The 20,745-nt window shown below is 40.6% G+C and carries 22 protein-coding genes; 11 read left to right on the top strand and 11 right to left on the bottom strand.

The genetic code is table 11. The features are described from left to right. The first annotated feature begins 162 nt into the window (after nucleotides 1-162). A complete protein-coding gene (locus DI077_RS17975; RefSeq protein WP_109021647.1) occupies nucleotides 163-516 on the top strand; it encodes a hypothetical protein in 354 nt (117 codons plus the stop codon). Between the two features lie 57 nt (nucleotides 517-573). Further along, complete coding sequence (locus DI077_RS17970; protein WP_109021646.1) at nucleotides 574-954, top strand: hypothetical protein; 381 nt, start codon at nucleotides 574-576, stop codon at nucleotides 952-954. 70 nt (nucleotides 955-1,024) lie between these two features. Here the strand turns inward: DI077_RS17970 and DI077_RS17965 are convergent, their stop codons facing one another. The 3 genes from DI077_RS17965 to DI077_RS19905 form a co-directional block, all read right to left on the bottom strand. Next, complete coding sequence (locus DI077_RS17965; RefSeq protein ID WP_109021645.1) at nucleotides 1,025-1,978, bottom strand: MBL fold metallo-hydrolase; 954 nt, start codon at nucleotides 1,976-1,978, stop codon at nucleotides 1,025-1,027. A 2-nt stretch (nucleotides 1,979-1,980) separates the two neighbouring features. Continuing rightward, the gene (locus DI077_RS17960) at nucleotides 1,981-2,580 is read right to left on the bottom strand and encodes a TetR/AcrR family transcriptional regulator (protein WP_109021644.1); all 600 of its coding nucleotides are present in this window, start codon (nucleotides 2,578-2,580) and stop codon (nucleotides 1,981-1,983) included. A gap of 114 nt (nucleotides 2,581-2,694) precedes the next feature. Beyond that, entirely contained in the window at nucleotides 2,695-3,126 is a 432-nt protein-coding gene (locus DI077_RS19905; RefSeq protein ID WP_423241797.1) for a DUF1564 family protein, read from the bottom strand. 196 nt (nucleotides 3,127-3,322) lie between these two features. Here DI077_RS19905 and fliG point away from each other — a divergent pair, with 196 nt between their 5' ends. Further along, the gene (gene fliG / locus DI077_RS17955) at nucleotides 3,323-4,336 is read left to right on the top strand and encodes a flagellar motor switch protein FliG (RefSeq protein ID WP_109021642.1); all 1,014 of its coding nucleotides are present in this window, start codon (nucleotides 3,323-3,325) and stop codon (nucleotides 4,334-4,336) included. A 243-nt stretch (nucleotides 4,337-4,579) separates the two neighbouring features. Next, the gene (locus DI077_RS17950; RefSeq protein WP_109021641.1) at nucleotides 4,580-5,536 is read left to right on the top strand and encodes a glycerophosphodiester phosphodiesterase; all 957 of its coding nucleotides are present in this window, start codon (nucleotides 4,580-4,582) and stop codon (nucleotides 5,534-5,536) included. On the opposite strand, the gene DI077_RS17945 is transcribed toward DI077_RS17950, so the two are convergent. The 4 genes from DI077_RS17945 to DI077_RS17930 are packed head-to-tail and all read right to left on the bottom strand — an operon-like array spanning nucleotide 5,523 to nucleotide 10,126. Further along, nucleotides 5,523-5,882, bottom strand: coding sequence for a TRL-like family protein (locus DI077_RS17945; protein WP_109021640.1), 360 nt, complete (start codon nucleotides 5,880-5,882; stop codon nucleotides 5,523-5,525). The genes DI077_RS17950 and DI077_RS17945 overlap by 14 nt on opposite strands. A gap of 9 nt (nucleotides 5,883-5,891) precedes the next feature. After that, nucleotides 5,892-6,200, bottom strand: a complete 309-nt coding sequence (locus DI077_RS17940) for a TRL domain-containing protein (protein WP_109021639.1) — start codon at nucleotides 6,198-6,200, stop codon at nucleotides 5,892-5,894. A gap of 21 nt (nucleotides 6,201-6,221) precedes the next feature. Beyond that, nucleotides 6,222-8,882 (bottom strand): aminopeptidase N, encoded by a 2,661-nt coding sequence (gene pepN, locus DI077_RS17935; RefSeq protein ID WP_109022166.1) that lies wholly within the window; start codon nucleotides 8,880-8,882, stop codon nucleotides 6,222-6,224. Between the two features lie 17 nt (nucleotides 8,883-8,899). Next, nucleotides 8,900-10,126 (bottom strand): peptidoglycan recognition protein family protein, encoded by a 1,227-nt coding sequence (locus tag DI077_RS17930; RefSeq protein WP_242935275.1) that lies wholly within the window; start codon nucleotides 10,124-10,126, stop codon nucleotides 8,900-8,902. A gap of 142 nt (nucleotides 10,127-10,268) precedes the next feature. Here DI077_RS17930 and DI077_RS17925 point away from each other — a divergent pair, with 142 nt between their 5' ends. The 3 genes from DI077_RS17925 to DI077_RS17915 are packed head-to-tail and all read left to right on the top strand — an operon-like array spanning nucleotide 10,269 to nucleotide 14,084. Then, entirely contained in the window at nucleotides 10,269-10,763 is a 495-nt protein-coding gene (locus DI077_RS17925; protein WP_174705656.1) for a hypothetical protein, read from the top strand. Nucleotides 10,764-10,778: 15 nt separating this feature from the next. Then, nucleotides 10,779-12,389, top strand: coding sequence for a GMC family oxidoreductase N-terminal domain-containing protein (locus DI077_RS17920; RefSeq protein WP_174705665.1), 1,611 nt, complete (start codon nucleotides 10,779-10,781; stop codon nucleotides 12,387-12,389). Nucleotides 12,390-12,416: 27 nt separating this feature from the next. Further along, on the top strand, nucleotides 12,417-14,084 hold the full coding sequence (locus tag DI077_RS17915; protein ID WP_109021636.1) for a tetratricopeptide repeat protein: 1,668 nt from the start codon (nucleotides 12,417-12,419) through the stop codon (nucleotides 14,082-14,084). Here DI077_RS17915 and DI077_RS17910 read toward each other — a convergent pair. From DI077_RS17910 to DI077_RS17895, 4 genes are read right to left on the bottom strand one after another with little or no spacing between them, the layout of a single operon-like run. Next, nucleotides 14,041-14,760 (bottom strand): type I 3-dehydroquinate dehydratase, encoded by a 720-nt coding sequence (locus DI077_RS17910; RefSeq protein ID WP_109021635.1) that lies wholly within the window; start codon nucleotides 14,758-14,760, stop codon nucleotides 14,041-14,043. The two genes, DI077_RS17915 and DI077_RS17910, sit on opposite strands and share 44 nt — an antisense overlap. A 2-nt stretch (nucleotides 14,761-14,762) precedes the next feature. After that, entirely contained in the window at nucleotides 14,763-15,731 is a 969-nt protein-coding gene (locus DI077_RS17905) for a KpsF/GutQ family sugar-phosphate isomerase (RefSeq protein ID WP_167837206.1), read from the bottom strand. After that, nucleotides 15,728-16,267 (bottom strand): UpxY family transcription antiterminator, encoded by a 540-nt coding sequence (locus DI077_RS17900; protein WP_109021633.1) that lies wholly within the window; start codon nucleotides 16,265-16,267, stop codon nucleotides 15,728-15,730. The genes DI077_RS17905 and DI077_RS17900 overlap by 4 nt, the downstream gene beginning before the upstream one ends. Next, on the bottom strand, nucleotides 16,254-16,763 hold the full coding sequence (locus DI077_RS17895; RefSeq protein ID WP_135354922.1) for an LIC_10042 family TonB-like protein: 510 nt from the start codon (nucleotides 16,761-16,763) through the stop codon (nucleotides 16,254-16,256). Before DI077_RS17895 ends, DI077_RS17900 begins: the two co-directional genes overlap by 14 nt. A 76-nt stretch (nucleotides 16,764-16,839) precedes the next feature. On the opposite strand from DI077_RS17895, the gene aroC reads away from it, so the two are divergent. Genes aroC through DI077_RS17875 form a run of 4 tightly spaced genes read left to right on the top strand, consistent with a single transcriptional unit; the run spans nucleotide 16,840 to nucleotide 20,733 of the window. Beyond that, entirely contained in the window at nucleotides 16,840-17,976 is a 1,137-nt protein-coding gene (gene aroC, locus DI077_RS17890) for a chorismate synthase (protein WP_109021631.1), read from the top strand. A 7-nt stretch (nucleotides 17,977-17,983) separates the two neighbouring features. Further along, complete coding sequence (locus DI077_RS17885) at nucleotides 17,984-18,718, top strand: response regulator transcription factor (RefSeq protein ID WP_109021630.1); 735 nt, start codon at nucleotides 17,984-17,986, stop codon at nucleotides 18,716-18,718. Between the two features lie 52 nt (nucleotides 18,719-18,770). Beyond that, nucleotides 18,771-20,219, top strand: coding sequence for an NADH-quinone oxidoreductase subunit G (locus DI077_RS17880; RefSeq protein WP_109021629.1), 1,449 nt, complete (start codon nucleotides 18,771-18,773; stop codon nucleotides 20,217-20,219). Next, nucleotides 20,206-20,733, top strand: coding sequence for a NuoI/complex I 23 kDa subunit family protein (locus DI077_RS17875; protein ID WP_109021628.1), 528 nt, complete (start codon nucleotides 20,206-20,208; stop codon nucleotides 20,731-20,733). The genes DI077_RS17880 and DI077_RS17875 overlap by 14 nt, the downstream gene beginning before the upstream one ends. Nucleotides 20,734-20,745 lie beyond the last annotated feature (12 nt).

Below are 20,745 nucleotides of genomic sequence, written 5' to 3'. Positions count from 1 at the left end.
AAGAATATTAGAATGAGTGTCCGTATTCGGTTTTTAGGAATCGGGTGCGGAGATCTAAGCTTTCAACGCTTTTTGCGGGAAAGAGACCTTGTTTGTTAATTCAAATTTCGGACTCCTCCCGCCTTTTTCTTCCATCGCATAATTTACATTAGAGGATAAATAATGAACTCGAAGAGAACTGTATTTCTTTTTGCTATTGCCGCCATTTTATTTTATAATTCGTGTTTCGGTGAGAAAGAGAAAGCTTGGGTAGAACGTTTTGCCAAAGGATATGGCGAAAGTATTTGTCAGGTCACTGCTTTGAACAAGGCAGGTTACAAACAGGATAGTGATAAAATGATTATCGCTTTGAGTGAAAAGATAGAAAATAGAATGAAGTTTCAGGTCACGATTGATACCGGAATTGCACATAAAGAATATGGAAAAAAAATCCTAAACGATTATATTCATCAAAACTGCGAGCTTGAGCCTTTTATTGACGGAGAAGACGTTATATTGCTATCTACTAATCTTTAAAATTGTAGTCGGACAGGTATTAGATGCGCAAAGTAAAAATCTTTTTTACTATTCTCTATGATTATACTGACTTTACTAAAATTACTAGGTTATAAGCCGGATTATGAGCTATTACTTTCCGAATTAAGGGAAGAGATTACTTCTGATTTGGATAAGGCAAATAATAAATACAAAGGAAAAACTTTAAAGATTACTGGGTCTCAAAGAGAAACGATGGCAGTGAATGAAGAATATGTTTTATTCGGATTGATGGATCGCGGAACGGATCATAAAGCTCCCGTATTATTTACCGAATGCAAATTATCTTATAATCAAAATGAAAAAGCTATGGCGTTGGATCTTGGCGCCACAGTGGTGTTATATGGAGTTTACGGTAAAGCTTCGAAAGATAGTTATGGAAATTTTGAATTAATATTGGATAAATGTCGTCTGGAATAATCAGCAGATCGGAATGGGGCGCCGAAGGGCACCAAGGCGCCCGTCGGGAATTGGTATATAAGCGAAGCCGTTATTCTACCCAGTTTGGGAATAGTCCGAGTTTTTCTTGCACCGTTAAATCATGGGCTGGAATTAATTTTAAATCAGGATAGACTTTTAAAAGTTGATGTACTTTTGTTAACTCTTTTCCTAGGTCGCTCGGGTCTTTGTCTACGATCGAGCGCGAACCTCTTGGTCGATGGGCCGGAAATAGAAATCCTTTTTCCGACCAGGTTGTATCTCCTGTGAAAAAATATCTTCTTCCATCTGGAAAGTTTAAGAACATTCCTAAAGATCCCGCACTATGGCCTGCCATAGGAACAAATACCACACTTCCATCACCAAACCAATCTTTGCTGGTAGTGAAATTTTCATAAGGAATGGGATCAAATTCCAAGAATTTCCAATGTATGGAATCACCGTCAAATTGCCTTTTGATATAACCGGATTTTTCGAATGCTGATTGATACTCTTCTTTTGTTGTTATAAATTCTGTATTGGGAAAGTCTTTGATTCCACTTGCATGGTCCCAATGAAGGTGAGATAAGAAAGCGGTTTTGATTGTTTCTGGGGGAATATTTTGTTTGGAGAGTTGTTGTACGGCTGGGTTGTGATTTTTGAATCTCATTACAATTCTTAGAAATAATGGGTGTTCTGCGAATTCTTCTTCTACATTTGTTCCCAGCCCCGTATCAAATAAAAATCTGTCTTTGGAATGTTCTACTAAGATGGCCGGATGGGAAATCCTTCCTTTTTGAAAAGGATTTCCTCCTTCTACGACAAATGCTTCGGAAGTAATCGCTTCTCCGGTTTTGATGATCGTAAACCTTAATTTTTCAAAAGGGGTTTTATACCGGCTCTTGGAAATGGTCGTAGTATTTTCTTCCGGAGTAAGAGGAGGATAACCTAATCTCCATAAGATGAGTAGAAAAATGCTGGTAACAACAAGTAATGAAATAGAAAAATATTTTTTTGCTTTTCCCATAATTAGACTTCCTTAGTAATTTTAGTTAATTCCGATTGGATTAAGAATTCAGCCGTTTTGGTTGCTGCCTTCAAAGGTTCGGTGGTTTTGTTTGTTTTGGATAGCAAAACGGCCCCTTCCCATAGCGAAAGTATAGAATAAGAAAGCTCTTTTGCTTTCTTCGCCTGCACTTTATTATGTTGTAAATATAGAGAAAGTTTATCCGCCCAAGATGTGAAAATCGTAGAACAAGTCTTGTTTACCAAATTATTTTCTGAAGCGGTTTCCAGTGCGGTCGTTGCAATCGGACATCCTTTGGCATAATTGCTTTTTAGAATTCTTTCTTCTAAAACTTGAAAGATTTTAGAAATTCCTTGGGCAGGTGATTTTGCAGATTTGAGTAGTTCCGCAAATTCTTCTCCCATATCTTCCCCTGTGCGTGTCAAAGCCTGCGAGGCGAGATCTTCTTTTCCTCCCGGAAAATGGAAATAGAGAGATCCTTTGGGAGAATCTGTAGCTTTTACAATTTCGTTCATCCCTGTTCCGGAATAACCAATAGTTTCTAAGGATTCAGCCATCGCTTTGATCATTTTTAATTTGGTTTGATCCCCTTTGGTGCTCATTGGATCAATTTACTTTAATAAGTAGACCGGTCAATATAATCTTGAGATTGCCTGATCCGGAAAGTTTGGATCAATTTATTGGAAATGGGAATCGGTAGGGTGTGTGGAAGAAATTTAGAGTAAATAGGTCATTTTGGTTTTGTACTTATGCTGGATTGGGTAGGGTAGGAGTTGGGACTTGAGAGAGAGGAAGGGGAAGGATGCAATAGGTCTAACAAACCCCGCCTCACCCAACTTCGCCCCCCACCCCAACAAATCCAACTCCAATAACTTCGCAAAAAGACAACACCGCGAAACCCCCAAAAACTCCGCCAAAAGACTCAATTCCACCCAATCCCTTTCCCGCACCCGAGCACCCAATCTTCGCAATTCCAAACCTTCCTCTTGGTAAAGAATTGCCGATCGACCACCCTGGGCACCCCGTCCCATTCCTTTCGAAACCATTTCAGAATACCGGCTCAAAAGCACACTCAAGGCGCGGGCAATCCCACCAAACCGCCGCAAAACAGAAAGATGGGGCATAAACTCATAAGGAACCAAAAACATGACCCCCACTTTTTCAAGAGAACGAAACCTAGCTCGGTCTCGAGTCGAAACGAATCGGCTGGAATACATCGGATTCTTAATAAAGTTCTTCATCAACGAAAGAAGGCTCAAAAACAATCCGATTGGCTCCTAAATCTTATTGTTTTTTGGAACTCCCGCCGATAAATTTAGTAATCGGGATTCTCAGTCAAAGTTTATGCTCAATAAGAAGCCATCACTCACAGGTCGCCAAAAAGCCGCAATCTTCCTAGTAGCTGTAGGAAACGACGTAGCTTCTGAGATTTTCAAACACCTTCGCGAAGACGAGATCGAACAAATCACTTTCGAAATCGCTCGTTTAGATAAAATCACTCCGGAAGACAAAGAAAAAGTTTTAGTCGAGTTCAATGAACTCATGATGGCTCAGGAGTTTATCACTAATGGTGGTATCGACTTTGCCCGCGGACTTTTAGAAAAAGCACTCGGTAACCAAAAAGCGATCGATATCATCAATCGACTTACCTCTTCCCTCCAGGTCAGACCATTTGACTTTATTCGAAGAACCGACCCCGCTCACCTCCTCAACTTTATTCAGGGGGAGCACCCGCAAACTATCGCTTTGATTTTATCATACCTCGATCCCCAAAAAGCATCGAACATCCTTTCCAACCTCCCGCACCAAATCCAAGCGGAAGTTGCAAAAAGGATCGCAACGATGGACCGTGTATCTCCGGACGTACTCCGCGAGGTAGAACGAGTGTTAGAGAGAAAACTTTCCACTCTCGCTTCGGAAGATTATACCTCTGCCGGTGGTATCGATTCCGTGGTTGAAATCCTCAACCTTGTGGATAGGGGAACGGAGAAAACCATCATTGAAGCTCTGGAAGAAGAAGACCCGGAACTTGCGGAAGAAATCAAAAAACGAATGTTCGTATTCGAAGATATCGTGTTATTGGACGACCGTGCGATCCAAAAAGTAATGCGTGAAGTAGATAACACTGATTTGGCGAAAGCACTCAAATCGGTAGACTCCGAAGTACAAGATAAAATCTTTAAAAACATGTCCAAACGGGCCGCCAACCTCCTTCGGGAAGATATGGATTTTATGGGCCCGGTCCGACTCAAAGACGTGGAAGACGCACAGCAAAAAATCGTAAACATCATCCGTAAACTCGAAGAAGCAGGCGAGATCGTTGTTGCACGTGCCGGAGAAGACGAACTCGTCGTTTAGTTTTTTCCACCACTTAGTTTCTTTTTATCTTTCGGGCGACTTTCGCACCTTAGGCGGTGCGAAACCGGGCTCTTCCGCGGCTCCGCCTACCGGCTTCGGTCCTTCGGACGGCGCCTTCGGCGCCCCGCTCCGATCCCTGTCGCATCCAATTCGAAACTATCATCCAAGCCCCCACCCCTATAAAAAATCCTTTCTTTTCCTTATTGATTTCCTAACTTATGAACCAATTCAAATGGAGTTTTTATGAAATTTCGATTCATCTTTCGTTATCTTAGTTTGTTTTTTATTTTCCTTCTACTTGCAGATTGCTCATCCTCTGCAATTAAGAATGCACCCTTAAATGGCAAAATAGATTGGCAAGGACATCGTGGGGCTAGGGGCTTAAAACCGGAAAACACATGGCCCGCTTTCGAAGAAGCCATCCAGCACAAAATGACTACCTTGGAATTGGATACCGTTCTGACCAAAGACAAACGAATCGTGATTCATCATGACTCGGAAACCAACCCGGTGATTTGCCAAAATTCCGATGGATCTTCCATCAAAAAAACATCTCTTTATAATCTGACTCTAACCGAATTACAAGCATTAGATTGTGGATCAAAAAAGAACCCTTCCTTTCCTGAACAGGTGGCTGTTCCCGGAACCAAACTCATTACTATTGAAGATTTTTTTCAGAAAGTATCCGAGGCGGAAAAGAAAGCGAAACAAAAGTTCTTATTCAATATAGAAACAAAATTTCCTGACGATGGATCCGCCTCCGATTCGATCGTAGAAGAACATACGAATTTACTTGTTTCCGCAATTGAAAAAGCAAAAGTCACCGATCGAACCACAATTCAATCCTTTGATATGAGAACGATTCCCTTCGCACAAAAAAAGAATTCCAAGATCAAAACCAGTGCTTTATTCGCTCCTACTTATCCCCAAGGATTTCTTATGACCATCGGTTTTGGAAACGGTTATAGAGAAGACATCATAGAAAAAACGAAATCTTTGAAGGCCAATATCATTTCTCCTTATTTTCTGTATGTAACTCCCGAATTTGTAAAACAAGCTCATGATTCTCAAATTGAAGTGATTCCATGGACTGTAAACAACGAGAAAGAAGTTTATCGTTTGTTAGGCTGCGGGGTCGACGGAGTGATCTCGGATTATCCGAATTTACTTAGAAAAGTAGCGGATTCTAATTCCCGGTAACAATCGTACACAAAGAGGAATATACCGACAAAATGTTAAACGCCTCTTTGTTCACCGATTTGATATCTATAATTCGTCCGTTTTTTGCCGCCGCTTCCAAACTTGCATCTCCGGTCACATAAAGAAAAGCATATCGTTTCAGACATGCTTTTCCCGTTTTGGAAGCGGTTTCTATTTCCTTATTTTCCGAAATCCCAATTCGATAAGAACTGTAAAGAGTCCCTGTCGGTCCAAGTCCTTGCGGATTTCCCAAATTCACACAACCGAGTTGAAAAAAGAAAAAAAAGAAAACCCACCTGAAACCATTGAAATGCTGAAACGATTTGTAATTAAAAAATAAATTCATTAATCTTAATTATTTTCCACCCGCTTCTACGCATAACGAAGAATAAATGCCAAAAAGGGAGATGGCCTCCCAATTGATTTCTTCTACAACATTGATTCTTGCTTTTCGTTTTGCATTTTCAACGGAGCCGTCTCCGTAAGCAAAAAGTCCCAATAGTGAAAACACACAGGCCTTCCCGAATTTCTGACTTTTTTCCCCGGTTCCGAAAATACCGATTTTAGTTTGGGTTACCAATAATCCATTCGGACCGAATCCGGGAGAAGCGCAAGAAAGCTCCCAAATGCTAAAAAATAAAATCAATAGTCCTTTTGTTTTCATTTAAAAATAATAAATTTCTATTTATTGAAAATGTTTCTTTTTCATCCCTAAACATTTCGTTTCCAAATCAATCTGTTTCAACAATGTTTTTTGAATCGAAACAGGCAGTCGAGGATGATTGGAAACGAATTTTTTCAAAATCAACTTCGTTTCTTCCTTACAGAAATTAGGCGCCAAACTTTTTGCAAAACCATCCAGATAATTTTCGTCTTCACCGGGAGTGAAATTTTCCAATGCATCCAGGTAATCATTCAAATAGAGAAATTGTAAATCCTTTTGGTTCACAGGAAATAAATGATAAGCTACCGTTCTCAAACTGGAAGAGGAAAGACCCGATTTTTTAGGATTACGAAGCAAGTCCATCCACTTTGCTTTTGTTTCTTTTTCGGGAAACGATGCTTCAATCGCCAAACTTGAATTTACTCCTCTAAAGGAAGGATCAGCCTTTTTTTCTTTCTCTACAGCAAGGGCAATGAGTTCTTTCTGATAATTTAAACTGGCAAGTTTTGTAAGCAAAGACCATTTGATATCTTGATCTATTTTCAATCCGGGTATGAGGATTTTACCGTTATAAATTTCCCAAATTTTGTCTATGGAAGTTTTTGTGTAAGCGGATTCCAAATAAGCAAAAAACCAATATTTTTGTTCATCCGATCCGATCGTTGCCCGATTCAAACCTTCCCAGAAAAACTCGCCTAATTTTGTTAGTTGCTCTTTCTTCAAATCCTCAGGATACCAAAACCTACTTGTAAAATAAGTAAATCCCCGGTCGGAAGATAATTTTGATAAAACCCATTTTTTGATTTTAAGATTTTCTTCTTTGGGTACTACTTCCCGAGCCAATTCCAGGAAAGAATCGAACGTGGTTTTCCCCAAGGTGACTTGGTTATAAAAAGAAGTCCATAGTATCAATTTTCGAAAAGAATCTTTGTCTTTTGAGAGAACTAGCTTTAATTCTTTCAAATTAACTTCATTCCAGGTCCAGATTACAAAATCATGATCTTCGTCGTTAACCAATACGAAATTAGGACAGGATGAAACAGATATTATACCGGAAATGGATCTGCCTCCGTAAAGGACGGGGATGGAATTGTATTTGAGTTCTTTTTCTTCCGATCCTAGAGCAGGATTTTTTTCCAGAGAATACAACCCGATATTGATTTTGTGATCTCTCAATTTGTTTGCATTGCCCGGTGCGTTTTGTATGAGCTTCCAACCCAGATGATTTCCTTCGCAAATGGTTAAAAATTCGATTTCGTTTGTACCTTTTGTTTCCAACCAATCTTTGGACCATTTTTTCAATGGAAAGCCGCTCGCAAATTCTAGTTCGGAAAGAAATCCGCCTAACGTTGCATTGGAATAGGAATATTTTTTCAAATAAGACTGAACACCTTTCTGAAAGGATGTCTCTCCGATAAAGAATACCAATTGTTTGAGAACTGAGGCCCCTTTCCCATAAGTGATCCCGTCAAATTGAGTGAAGGCTTCTTCCGTATTATTTACTTTTGCTTCTACAGGATGATTTGTTACAAAGGAATCTTCATCGTAAGCCCATTGTTTCATCTTTTCAAAGAAAGATTCCCAGGTTTCTACAAACTCTGAATTTTTTTCCTGTGCGAGGCTTGCCATATAAGTCGCAAAACTTTCGTTCAACCAAAGTCCGTTCCACCATTTCATCGTCACAAGATTTCCGAACCACATATGAGCCATTTCATGCAAGATAACATCGGATAGGTTTTCTCTTTGCGCTCTGGTCATTGGGCTTCTGCTTACAAATCTTTCCGAAAAAGTGACAGCGGCGACATTTTCCATAGCACCGAAATTAAATTCCGGCACGATGATTTGATCGTACTTTAGGAATGGATAAACAATTCCGAAATATCCGTCAAAAAACTCAAATCCTTGTTTGGTGAATAAAAACCAATCTTTGGGATCTACATGTTTTGCAAGGGATTTACGTACAAAAAGTCTAAGAGGAATCGTATTGTATTTGTCTTCCCAAACCTGGTAAGATCCCGCATGCAAAGAAAAAACGTAAGTGGAGATCTTGGAAGTTTCGGGAAAAACGTGCAGACTGTTCTCCGGATCCGAAGGATTCGGGGATATGGAATCAGCCAAAGTAGTTGAGATTACTTTCCAAGTTTTGGGCGCATTGACGGACAGAGTGAATTTTGCTTTCAAGTCCGGTTGATCAAAACAAGGAAACATTTTGTTCGCGTGGAATGCTTCGAATTGAGAATAGATATAAGTTTCCTTGTCATCCGGATCAACAAACTTGTGTAATCCGTTTCCGGTTCTGGAATAAGGAGTTTCAAATTCGATTGAAACGACGTTTTCGCCTAAAACGATTTCATCCGCTGGAAGAAAAAAGAAACCTTCCTTTTTCAAAATGGAATCCGTAACCGATTTCGAATTTAAAACTACATTTATCAGCTTACCCGAAAAATAATCGACTCTCAGATTTTCTTTCTCTTTGGCTATAAAACGGATCTCTACATTCCCGGTAAAAGTATCCTGTTTGGGTAGATTGATATTCAGTTTATAAGAAACACTTTCAACGATCTCGGATCTTAATTGAGCATCTCTTTGCGTTAGATGGTATAAATCCGATTGACTTGAGCATGAGATCGCCAAAAGGACAAAACTAGATCCAATTAATTTAAGTAACGTACTGAATTTCATGATTCCATTCCTTTTTCTTACGGTTGAAAATTTCGATATAAAATAGCCCAATCCGGATCTTTTCTTTTTTTCCAATCCGGTTCTGAAAAGTATTTTCCACCAATTGACTTCAAAATCAATTCCATATACTCTTCTCCTGGATCAAAGTCTTTTGCATTTAGGAAAATGGAACCGCCCCATTTTTTCTTAGCTTGGGTGTGGCTAAAGATGCCTGAAAAAGAAGCAATATCTTCGTTGGTAATCGGGATTTTGTATTTTTTACAAAGTTCCGTCACAAGTAATTTTATCTTTTCCAACTGATCCGGCTGAGCAAGAAGTTCCGCCGTATCCAAAGCGACGATTTCGATTTGAATGCAGTTGTCATTGGTTCCCGTCGCAGCTGCGGCGCGGTCTTCCAAAACATCCACCAACTGGTAAGCTTTTCCGTCTTTATCCACCATAATTGATGCGGTTAGATTTCGATTTTCCAAAGTTTTTAAGGACCGGAAATAATCGGGGATCGCAGTATAATGCAAAACGATGCAAGTAGGATTGATTTTTCCCCTGTGCGTATAACGAACTCTATATGATTCCAATGGAAAACCGGACTCGTCTTTTTCCAAACTGGGAATGGCGGTCTTTGTCGCCTTCGTAATTCCCCTTCCGTTGGTAGGATGAAAGGATTCCTGTAGCTTTTGTTTGCTTTCTTTTTTCAAAGACCAACCGGACTCGAAACGATCCACCCAATTGTCTTCCTCGAAGAATTGGCCACCCAGATTTTTGAGAATGGTTTGCATCGCCAATTCCCCGCCACATGCGGAAAAATCTACAAAACCTCCGAATCTCCTCTTTGTTTGGTTATGCGAAAAGATCCCTTTTTTGGTGATTACATCCTGGTTCGTTTTAGGAATATCCAATTCTTCAGAAAGAGTATCGATTACCGAACTAAGTTTTGTTAGTTGAATTTGGTTGGCCAAAAGAGATTCTTGTGTACCTTCATAGGCGATATGAATGCTTTCCTTGTCGATTCCGGGTGCAGCGGTGAAAATTTTGGTTAGGAAGAAAGGATCAGCATAAACTTTTCCCGACTTATCAACTAACAGATGAATCATGAACCCGTTTTCAATGGAAAGTTTGAGGTAATCCGATGGGTTCTTTCTGTCCGTGGAATGCAGAATGAGTGCGGTCACATCATTCGGAGTTCTGGGAGTGAATTCTATTTTTTCCAGAACCTTTTCCTGGGGGACGATCGTGGAAAAAGGCAAGAGATCCCTTTGAAATGATTCGGGAATCGATCTTTTGTTTCGAAAAACCGCGCATGCTTCAAAGAAAATAAGGAAAATGAGTGATATTTTTAAGAAATTATGCCATACTACTCGGAAAAATAAAGAACTTCGGGGGAAAGACTTGGAACCCTTTACACTTTCTAGGAATCGTTTTTTTAAATTTACGCTCAAATGTTTTGCCTTAACCGCAGTTTCTTTAAAAGGGATCAATTGTGGAGCGGGACTTCCCTTACCCTCTTTACGCGGAATCTCAGAGGAAGAATATCACAATTTCCGGTCTTTGCAAGAGGTCTTCCTGCAGGACTGTCCCATTGCCAATTTTGATTTAGGTCTTGCCTTAGACAATTACGTTTATGGTCATCCTTATCCGATTGATACCGAAAGCGTTATACAACTGTTAGCTAGCGTTCCTTCTTCCGTACTTGCCGCAATTTTTTTGGATTTTTCCTTCACTCCGTTGGTGAAACTTCCTCCGAAAGAAAGACTCGAACGTCTGATTGCTTGGAAAACATCCTCTCTGGGACTGAAACGAGGCGTTTATCTGATTCTCAGACAGACTTCCTTTTTTCTATTAAGCTCTGATAAAGAGTATCAAAAATTTGTCGGCTATCTCTAGTAAGGCGGTTTAATTATAATGGGCATTCCTTTACATAACGAAAAAATCATTACACCAAAAAAACATGCACAAATCATCAAAGACAATCAGATCAAAAACGGAAAGTGGAGTTTAACTGCAGACGTAGTAGTGATCGGTTCCGGGGCAGGTGGAGCAGTCGCAGCAGCGGAACTTGCCAAGAGCGGTTGGAAAGTGGTACTGATCGAAGAAGGTGGTTACTTCACACCGGCACAATTCAATTCGGATGAATTTCTTTCTCAATCTAGACTTTATCGGGACGCTGGATTCATCATCGCGGAAGAACAAACCATCTCTATTTTGCAAGGACGTTCCATCGGGGGATCTACTACAGTCAATTGGCAGACCTCCCTTTATCCTCCCGAGTATGTTACAAGCGAATGGGAAAATCGTTTCGGTTGGAAAGGTTATTCCAGAGAAGATATGGATCCATACATCAATGAAGTTCACACCCGGCTTGGTGTACATGATGTTCCGGACAATCTGATCAATGCGAATAATAACGTATTACGGGTAGGGGGAAAAAAATTAGGCCTCAAACCTCTCGTTCTTAAAAACAATAATAACGGATGTATCGGTTTGGGCAGATGTGGACTGGGATGTCCGATTAACGCAAAACAGTCGGCTTTTCTCACTTGGATTCCCGATGCTATAGAACACGGCGCTACGGTAGTTTCCAATATGAGAGCCGTAAAAATCAAAGACGGATCGGTCAAGACCGTGATTGCCGAATTTACAGTCGATCCTTATCAAAAGTCGCCTTCGGAAATCATTGAGTCTATGGAAATCAAAGCTCCGGTTGTGATTGTAAGTGCCGGTGCCATTGAAGGTCCCGCTTTATTGCAGAGAAGCGGAATCGGAAACGATTGGGTGGGCCGGAATTTAAAAGTCCATCCTACTTCCACTATTTTCGGAAAATTCAATTCCGATATCAAAATGTTCCAGGGTCCTCCGCAATCCATTGTGATCAAAGACGGTCACAACCAAAACGGAACAGGTTACGGATATTGGTTGGAAGCGGCACCTTACCGACCGACTCTTGCTTCTTCCCTTGTGCCATTTTACGGAAAACAACAATTCGATGTGATGAAGGATTATAACAAGTACAATGCGGGAATCGTTCTGGTTCGGGATGGAGCCGATGGAGAAGCGAACGCGAAAGTAGAATGGAGTTTCGGGCGTAGAAAGGTTTATTTTGAACTAACACCTACGGACGGGCAGAATATGTTACGCGGTCTGAAATCGCTTGCGGAAATCACCGCTGCAGCCGGTGCAACGGAACTTGTTTTTCCTTTCACACGATTTACAGAGCCAGTTAAAGTTGATTCCAAAACCAATTTCGATTGGGTATTGAAAGAAAGTATCCGATCGGGGGATTTGAGCGTGGGTTCGGCTCATCCACATGGTTCCATTCAGTCGGCAAAGGAAGAAACCTTGGGCGCCGTAGATTTAAATTTGGAAATTTATGGTCATAAAAACATCTTTGTCATGGATGCTTCCGTATATCCCACAGGTCTTTCGGTGAATCCGCAGATCACTACAATGAGTATTGTATTGCGAGCCTCTCGCAATTTGGCGAAGCAAAAAGAAGAAAGAACAAAGGTCTAATTTTTTTAAAAATTCCCTTTCATTCCCATGAGTTTCATACATACTGGACTTGTGGGAAAATTTATTTCCTTAATTCTAAGTCTATCCTTCGCCTTTGGTATTCTTGCTAGTGAAGACGCCGTTCTGAAAGAAGCAAAACAGGCGTTCTCCAGAAAAGCATATTCGGAAGCGATCAAAAAGTTTTCAAAATATTCCGACCTCCATCCTTCGGAAGGGGTTGGAAATATGTACATGGGTTATATATATGAATATAAAAAAGATTATCCCAAGTCGATTCAGAACTTTAGAAAAGCCGCCGAACTCAATTTAGATAAAGACCAAAGAAAAACAGTTCTGCTCAAGTTGGCTTTATTCTTCAATTATCATCAGGATTGGAACCTTGCAGCTACTTACTCTTCCCGTTACTTGAAATATGATTCCAAAAACGAAGAGATGCAAAAAATTTACAACCGTGCTGTCGGCAACCGGGGCAATCCAGGTTCAAACACAAGTTATGTGCATGTCATCAAGCCGCAAGAAACCAAAAAAGATGATAAAGTAAAAGACGACCGCCAGGATAAAAAGGACAATTCCAAACAACAGTCTCAAAATTCTTTGGAAGATGGTTCCGAAGCTCAAAAATCGAGCGCCGATTTGGAAAAATCGGTCGCAGCCAATCCTAACAACGAAGAGTTGCGTTGGGAATACTCTCTGGCTTTATTTGATGAAAAAAAATACGATCTGGCCGAAGAAAATATAAAAATACTTTTAGAAAAAGATCCTTCCCGCACCCGCTATCATTATAAAATGGGGATCGTAAAACTTCGTAAAGACGATCCTAAAGCCGCAATCGAATCTTTCGAAAAAGCGAGAAAAAACCCTTTCTCAAAAGAAACCAATGTATTTTTCTATTATGTTTATTTGAACGAAGGACTTGCTTATCAAAAACTAAATCAATTGGAGCAGGCTGAGGAATCTTACAAAGCAGCCTTCAAACAGGTTCAGAAAGATCCTCCTTTGCTTGGTTTGGCAAGATTGAATCATCAAAAATCGGAATGGGTTGCTTGCAGCGAACATGCTGATAATGCGGTTGCCATTGCGGGACAAACGGAATCTCATATGTTCCGTTTTGTCTGTTTGGGAGAACTGGGAAAGTCCGGTTCAAAATTTCAAAATAGTTTTGATAAATACCATCAGTTTTTAGAATCCAATTTTCCTGACCCGAAAAAATCACCTGACAAGTATAAGGTTGGATTCCTCAGATTGGCGCGTCATTTGACGACTTTGGGAAAAGAGGCCAATGCGGAAAAATATTTTGCGTCTTTGGAAAATGAAGCGGATGTAAATACGACAAGAGAGTATTTGTTTTACCGCGGCAAAAACTTGTTTTACTTGGGGAAGTCGGATGATGCGATCCCTCTTTTACAAAAAGTTCCGAGTTCTTCCGCCGCCTACTTTTTGTTAGCTAGAATCTATGCCAAGAAAGGTGATTTGAATTCCACAAAATCGAATCTGAAACTTGCGGGTGGATTGAAAGATGAGTATTGGTCAATGGCGAATACGGAAGCTGATTTTGCCGAATTTCGAAAAGATCCTAAATTCGTTCAATTTATAAATAGAAAAGGTTCGGATGATGTGGCTCCGAAAGAGCCACCTGCGGGAAATTCGAAATCTACTCCTCTTCCTTCTGTTCCTTTGCAGTCGAAGAACCCTTAAATAAGTCGGATCTTAATTTTCTAAATGTATCAATCGAAATCTGGCCCGGAGCCTTCGGCGTACCGAGCGTAATATAAGTATAAGACGATTTGAAATAATCACCAAACACGCGTGATAAGATTCCCGTTTCACCCATACAAATTCCTATCATAGTATTTGTTTTGGAAAGAATTTTGATATCATTCATAAATTCTGCGGTTTCTTCAATGTCTTCCGGAGTGATTGCAAATTTAAAAACGGGATTTTTCTTTTTTACCGGCTTTGCATTTTGAATGAAATCTCTCATTTCTTTTGCATAGATTGATTTTTTAAAGGAATGATAAGAATATATAATTCTGAAATTGAGTTGATCATAGTTTCGGAAGATAGTATCATCCCGGTTAAGCTCGATATCCAGATAGTTCGAATTATCATTAAAATCTTTCAGGATACCTTCCACATCTTCAGGAAATAATTTCACATAAGATTTCACGCTACTGTCTTCGGCACGTCGGTATGTAAAAAGGGCTGGTAAGCCGAGAGACTTGATCTTTTTTTTCATCTCTTTCTGGATATAATTTCTGGAAAACAAATCCAAACGAATTTCAAGTACATCAATATCTTTTGTGTCTTTCTTTTGAAGATGGCGAATATCATCTTCTCCAAGAGTGGCAACGATCTTAAACGATTCTGGCATTTTTATAATCCTTTTTGCAATAAGTCATGTAGAGAAACCATACCTACGAATTTTTTATCTTTTGTAACTACGGGAGCAACGGATATGGGGCGTTCCCTATTTTCCATTTTTGTCAAAACATCATAAGCTTTTTCTTCCGGTGAAAAGTAAGAAGGAGAAACATTCATCATTTCCTTGGCTGTAACACCTTCGGTCAATTTTTTATTGGTAAGTGCTTTTCTGATATCAAAGTCGGTGATCAGGCCGAGTAAGATCCCTTCGGAGTCGACTACACCTGTTGCACCCAGACCTTTACGAGTGATCTCTTTCAGGATTTCATCCAATCCTGCATGTTCGGTAACGAATGCGTTTTTATCGTCTTTGCGCATAACGTCCGATATATGTAGTGAAAGTCTTTTTCCCAATCTTCCGGCAGGATGGTATAGTGCAAAATCGTCGGCTTGAAAGTTTTTCAATTCCATCAGTGCCATTGCTATTGCATCACCTAGCATAAGTGCAATGGTAGTCGAAGAAGTAGGGGCTAGTTCCAGCGGACAGGCTTCCCGTAAAATAGGGGTAAGGATCAGAATATCGGAAAGTTCCGCGAGTTTGGATTTGGGATTTGCCGTAATGCCTACTACTTTTGCACCTAGGTTTTTCAAAGTGGGTAAAATATAATTTAATTCTTCCGACTCACCGCTTTTTCCAATGGCGAGAACCACGTCGCCTTTTCCTACAACGCCCGAATCTCCGTGAGCCGCATCAGTCGGATGTAAGAATATGGCAGCTGTTCCGGTGGAAGACATTGTGTGGGAAATTTTTTGTGCAATATCTCCCGATTTACCCACGCCGGTAACTACAACTTTTCCTTTGCTATTTAAAATCAGCTCTACGCATTCGGAAATGCGTTCGTCCAGGTTGTCTCTAAAATGTTGGATGGAGGCAATCTCATCGTCGAGCGCACGTTCTACGATCTTCAATATATTTTTCAATGTTCCGTTTCCTCCCATGAAATTTTGTCAATACTCATCTCTGCAATGATTGCTTGGTCTATGCTCGGAAACCGAAGGATCAGAGTGACATCATTTTTTCTTTTTATGATTTCCATCTTTCTGCCGGCAAAAGGTCCTTCCGTAATTTTTACTATTTTGCCAGGCTGAAGCGCTTCGTTTTTTATTACTTCGGTCTGTGCACCGTAATTTTCCACAAGATCTTTTAATTTTTCCATCTCTTCTTCTTCCAATACGGCAGGGACTCCTTTGGCAAAAACGAAATGGTGGGCACCAGGGAGTTGGAGGACGGTTACTTTATCTTTCCAAAAAATGATATTTACAAAAATATAAGATTTGAGTCGGGGAGTTTCGATGATTTTGAATCGATCACTCCATTTTTTCCTTTCTTTGATCAGAGGAAGGTAGTGATCTATTTTGTATTTTTTAAATAAACGAGATAGGCTTTTTTCCGCACGGGGGTTTGTGTATAAGGCAAACCATTGTTTTTGAGTATTGAGGGGATCATTCTCTTGCATGGATGCGAAACCGAATTGGAAGAGTAATTTCTTTCCCCTTTGAAAAATTGAATTTCCAACCTTGGATTTGGTTGCGAAATTGTTGGTCGAAGACGCTATAGCGACACGGAACCAGCACACCCACCTTCTCAACTGACCCATTTTCTGCAACAGTTACTCGGAAACTACAATCATCTTCCAGGCGTTGCTCCAAAGCAAGGGCAGGATAACTGAGAGAATTTCGAAACCTGTTTACTTCTTCTTCGGGGTCGATCGTTCCTTCCAAATCCGCATTTGATTGATTTTGACTGGAAAGAGAACCGCTCCCTGCGGAATAAGGGCTGGGAACCAAGAGTCGAATCGTATTACCTTTAGTTAGGTGGATTTCTTCCGTATCCTTGTTTTGCCAAAACTTTCCGAAAAGAACGATAAAAAGAATTCCATGTAATACGGCGGAAAGAATCCAGAAATATAGGAAGCTTTTGGTTCTAAAGAATACGGTTTGGTCAGCTGACATAAGTCCCGAAAATTGATCCACTTGTAGAGGAAAAACTTTATGGATAGATTGCAAACCTGATTTTAAATGACAGCATATGCCTTCCACTTGGGGAAAGATTTTTAAAGTATCCACTTATGGAGAATCTCACGGTGTTTCCGTCGGAGTTGTTGTAGAGGGAGTGCCTGCCGGTCTTCCTTTTCCGGAAGAAGAGATTCAAAAAGATTTAACACGCAGAAGACCGGGTCAAAACGACCTTACGACTCCTCGTGATGAAGAAGACAGAGTTGTCGTGGAATCCGGGGTTTTTCAGGGAAAAACGACAGGAAGCCCGATTCTCTTAAAAGTTAATAATAAAAATACAATCGGTAGTGATTACGATGAAATGGCTCATGTCTTTCGACCGTCTCACGCGGATTATACGTATTCCGAAAAATACGGCCATCGTGCCCATGTAGGCGGAGGAAGGTCTTCCGTTCGGGAAACCATCGGACGGGTTGCAGCGGCCGGACTTGCGAGGGTGATCCTGGAACGCGAACTTGGAATTCAAACGGTAGCTTGGGTGGATTCCGTTGGAGAAATCGACTCGCTGATTTCAGAATCGGAATATCCGGTTTCGCGCGATTTCGTTGATCAATTTCCAACCCGGTGTCCTAAAAAAACAACCAATGACGAGATGGAAGCTCTGATCCGTAAATTGAGAGACGAAGGGGATTCCGTCGGTGGAACAGTTAAGGCGATTGTTAGAAATCTTCCCCCCGGTCTCGGTGATCCCGTTTATGATAAGTTAGATGCCGATTTGGCAAAAGCCTTATTGTCCATATCCGCTTGCAAAGGTTTTGAAGTCGGATCCGGGTTCGGAGGAACCCGCCAAACCGGAAGCATTCATAATGATGAATTTTATATAGAAGAAAAAACCGGTAAGGTCAAAACCAGAACCAATAATTCCGGAGGTATCCAAGGTGGTATTTCCAACGGAATGGATCTTGTTATACGGGCAGCTTTCAAGCCTACTTCTACAATTAAAAAAGAACAGAAAACTGTTGACGATAAAAACAAAGAGACTATCTTAAAAGCGAAGGGCAGACACGACCCTTGCGTACTTCCCCGAGCCATACCGATTGTTGAAGCCGTCATTAATTTAGTGTTAGTGGATGCTTATTTTTATCAGCGAGCATTGCAACCTAAGTGGTTTTTAAAATATGCAAATTTAGATTCTATCCCAAATCAGTAAGGAAATCATGAAAAAGGTTTATAAAGTTCTACTTGCCGAAGACGATGATAGTTCCGCAAAATTACTCATTCATACCTTGGAAAGATACAATTTCCAAGTGGTCCATGTAACAGATGGCATGGCGGGACTTACCAAGATCCGCAGCCAGACATTCGATTTGGTGATCAGCGATATTATGATGCCTTATTTGGACGGGTTATCTTTTGTTGAAAAGGGAAAAGATTATTTAAAAACCACTCCTGTGATTATGCTTACCTCCGTTGGGGAAAAAGATCAAATTGTTCGTGCGGCACAAAGTAGAGTGAGTGCCTATCTTCTAAAACCTGTCACAACCGGGTCTCTTATGGAAAAAATTCAATCCGTTCTGATGCTTGGACCGGAGATGATCATAGACAAAAAGACGATTCCTTTCATGATCAAGATCTCCGAATTATCCATATCGGAAATTCTGATCGAGCTGACCGGAGTTCCTTCCAGAAAAGCAAATGATGAAATTTATGAAAAATTCCATCATTATCTGGCAGGCAGAAGTAGTTTTACTAATTTGAGAATCAATATCAATACGGACTTTTTTTATGAAACCTCAGCTCTGCAAGTTTTGGATGATCTGATCGGAAAAATAGTAAAAAGCACAAACATTCGAACCAATTCCGTGTTCATCGATTCGGATTATTTTGCGGAAACGGTAATCGATCTGGCAAAATACTCCTACTTACATGCAACCAACATTATTTCCAAATGAAGGTTTGACAGAATAACAAAGCTCCGTTCTAATATAGAAGGGGGCTCATTCTTTGGTAAAAATAAAGATCGATGGCGTCGAATTTGAAGTCGACGAAAAGAAAAACCTAATTGATGCCGCAAAAGAAGTCGGCGTAGATATCCCTTATTTTTGTTATCATCCCGCTCTATCCGTCGTTGGTATGTGCCGTATGTGTTTGATTGAGATTGAAGGTGTTCCTCGTCTCCAAGCCGCTTGTAATACTCCCGTAAAAGAAAATATGGGAATCATCACGAAGTCGGATCGTGTGAAAGAAGCTCGCGCCGGCACCATGGAATTTCTTCTCGCAAATCACCCGTTAGACTGTCCTGTCTGCGATAAAGCGGGAGAATGTCGTTTGCAAGACAATGCGTTCGGTTCCGGCCAAGGCCATTCCCGTTTTGAATTTCAAAAACGAAATGTTCCTCAGGAAGAGATCGGAAGTAATCTCATCATCAATCACAATCGTTGCATCGTTTGTTACAGATGCGTTCGTTTTGAAGAAGAAAAAGTCGGAGAATCCAACCTCGGTTTGTTTGAAAGAGGAAATGATTCTTTGATAGGTCTTGCCAATAACGAGCCGATCAATCACAACTTTCAAGGTGCACTTGCCGATATTTGTCCCGTAGGCGCACTACTCAATAATAAGACTTTATTCAAATCCAGAGTATGGTGGTACAAATCCCATTCTTCCGTATGCCACGGATGTTCCACCGGTTGTAATGTAACAACGAATGTACGAGACAATAAAATGTATCGTTATATGGTGAAGGAAAATCATGAAAAAAACATGTTCTTTCTTTGCGATAAAGGTCGTTTTGATTTGGATTGGATGAATGAAAACAGATTGTTTTCCTATATGGAAAACGGAACTCCATCCACTTCTATCAATGTGATTCCAAAAATTGCAAATGCACTGCGTTCTACTAACGGGGTTGCAGTGATCGGTGGAGCCCATGAATCCAACGAAAATCTTGCTCGTATTAAATCCGCTCTCACCGAACTTTCAAAGGAATTGAGTAAACCGATTCAATTTGAAGTGAGAGTAACGGAACCTCAGTACAAAGAAACCGAACAAGTTGACTTTTTGTTAACCAAAGATTATCATCCGAATACAAGAGGGGCTTTGGATTTGGAAATTTCCACTCCTCAAGGTCTTACCGGAATCGTTTCCGATATTTTATCCGGTGCCATTGACTTGGTATTCGTTTTGAAAGAAGAAATACCTTCGTCTATTTTAGGTAAGGCGACGATCGTTCAACTGGATACGAATATCACTTCCTCCGCAAAGGCGGCAAACTTCGCCGCTCCGATCAAACTTTTTGCGGACGAAGCGGGAAGTTTCACAAATAAAAATGGTTTGAAACAGGATTTCGAAAAATCCATGGAAGCTCCGAAAGGGCTTCCGTCTTCAGCGGAATTTTTCGAGAAAGTTTTATCTGAAATTCGTAAGAAAGAGGAGGCACTCCTTGGCAACCGTTAATGTAGTCAATGTAGCAAAACGCCACCAATTCTCTTGGTATGAGCAGTTTTATTTTTGGTCGATCGGAAAAGGTCTGTGGATCACTCTCAAACATTTCGTGAAAGTGGCTTTCTTTAACAGACAAAAGACGATCGAATATCCTGAGAAAAAAAGACAATATTCATCGCGTTTTCGGGGAATGCATTCCATGAAACGGGATGAACAGGGTCGGGAAAGATGTACTGCTTGTTTTTGCTGTATGTGGATCTGTCCTGCCAATGCAATCCTGATCCAGGCCGCTGAAGTTCCCGCCGACAGACAACATCTTCATCCGGAAGACAAATACGCGCAAAAGTTTGAAATCAATCTATTGCGTTGCATCTTCTGCGGGTTATGTGAAGAGGCTTGTCCTAAAGGTGCGATTTACCTGGACGGAACAGGTGAGATGGCTGCTGACAACCGTGAAGATCTCATTTTAACCAAAGAGAGAATGATGGAAAAAGCAGGCGGTCCTATTCTCGGTCAGAGAAATTAATCGTTTCGAAAA

Source organism: Leptospira kobayashii (assembly GCF_003114835.2).
Taxonomy (GTDB): domain Bacteria; phylum Spirochaetota; class Leptospiria; order Leptospirales; family Leptospiraceae; genus Leptospira_A; species Leptospira_A kobayashii.
Note: the sequence above shows the minus strand (reverse complement) of the source record. Positions and strands in the feature narration are given on the sequence as shown.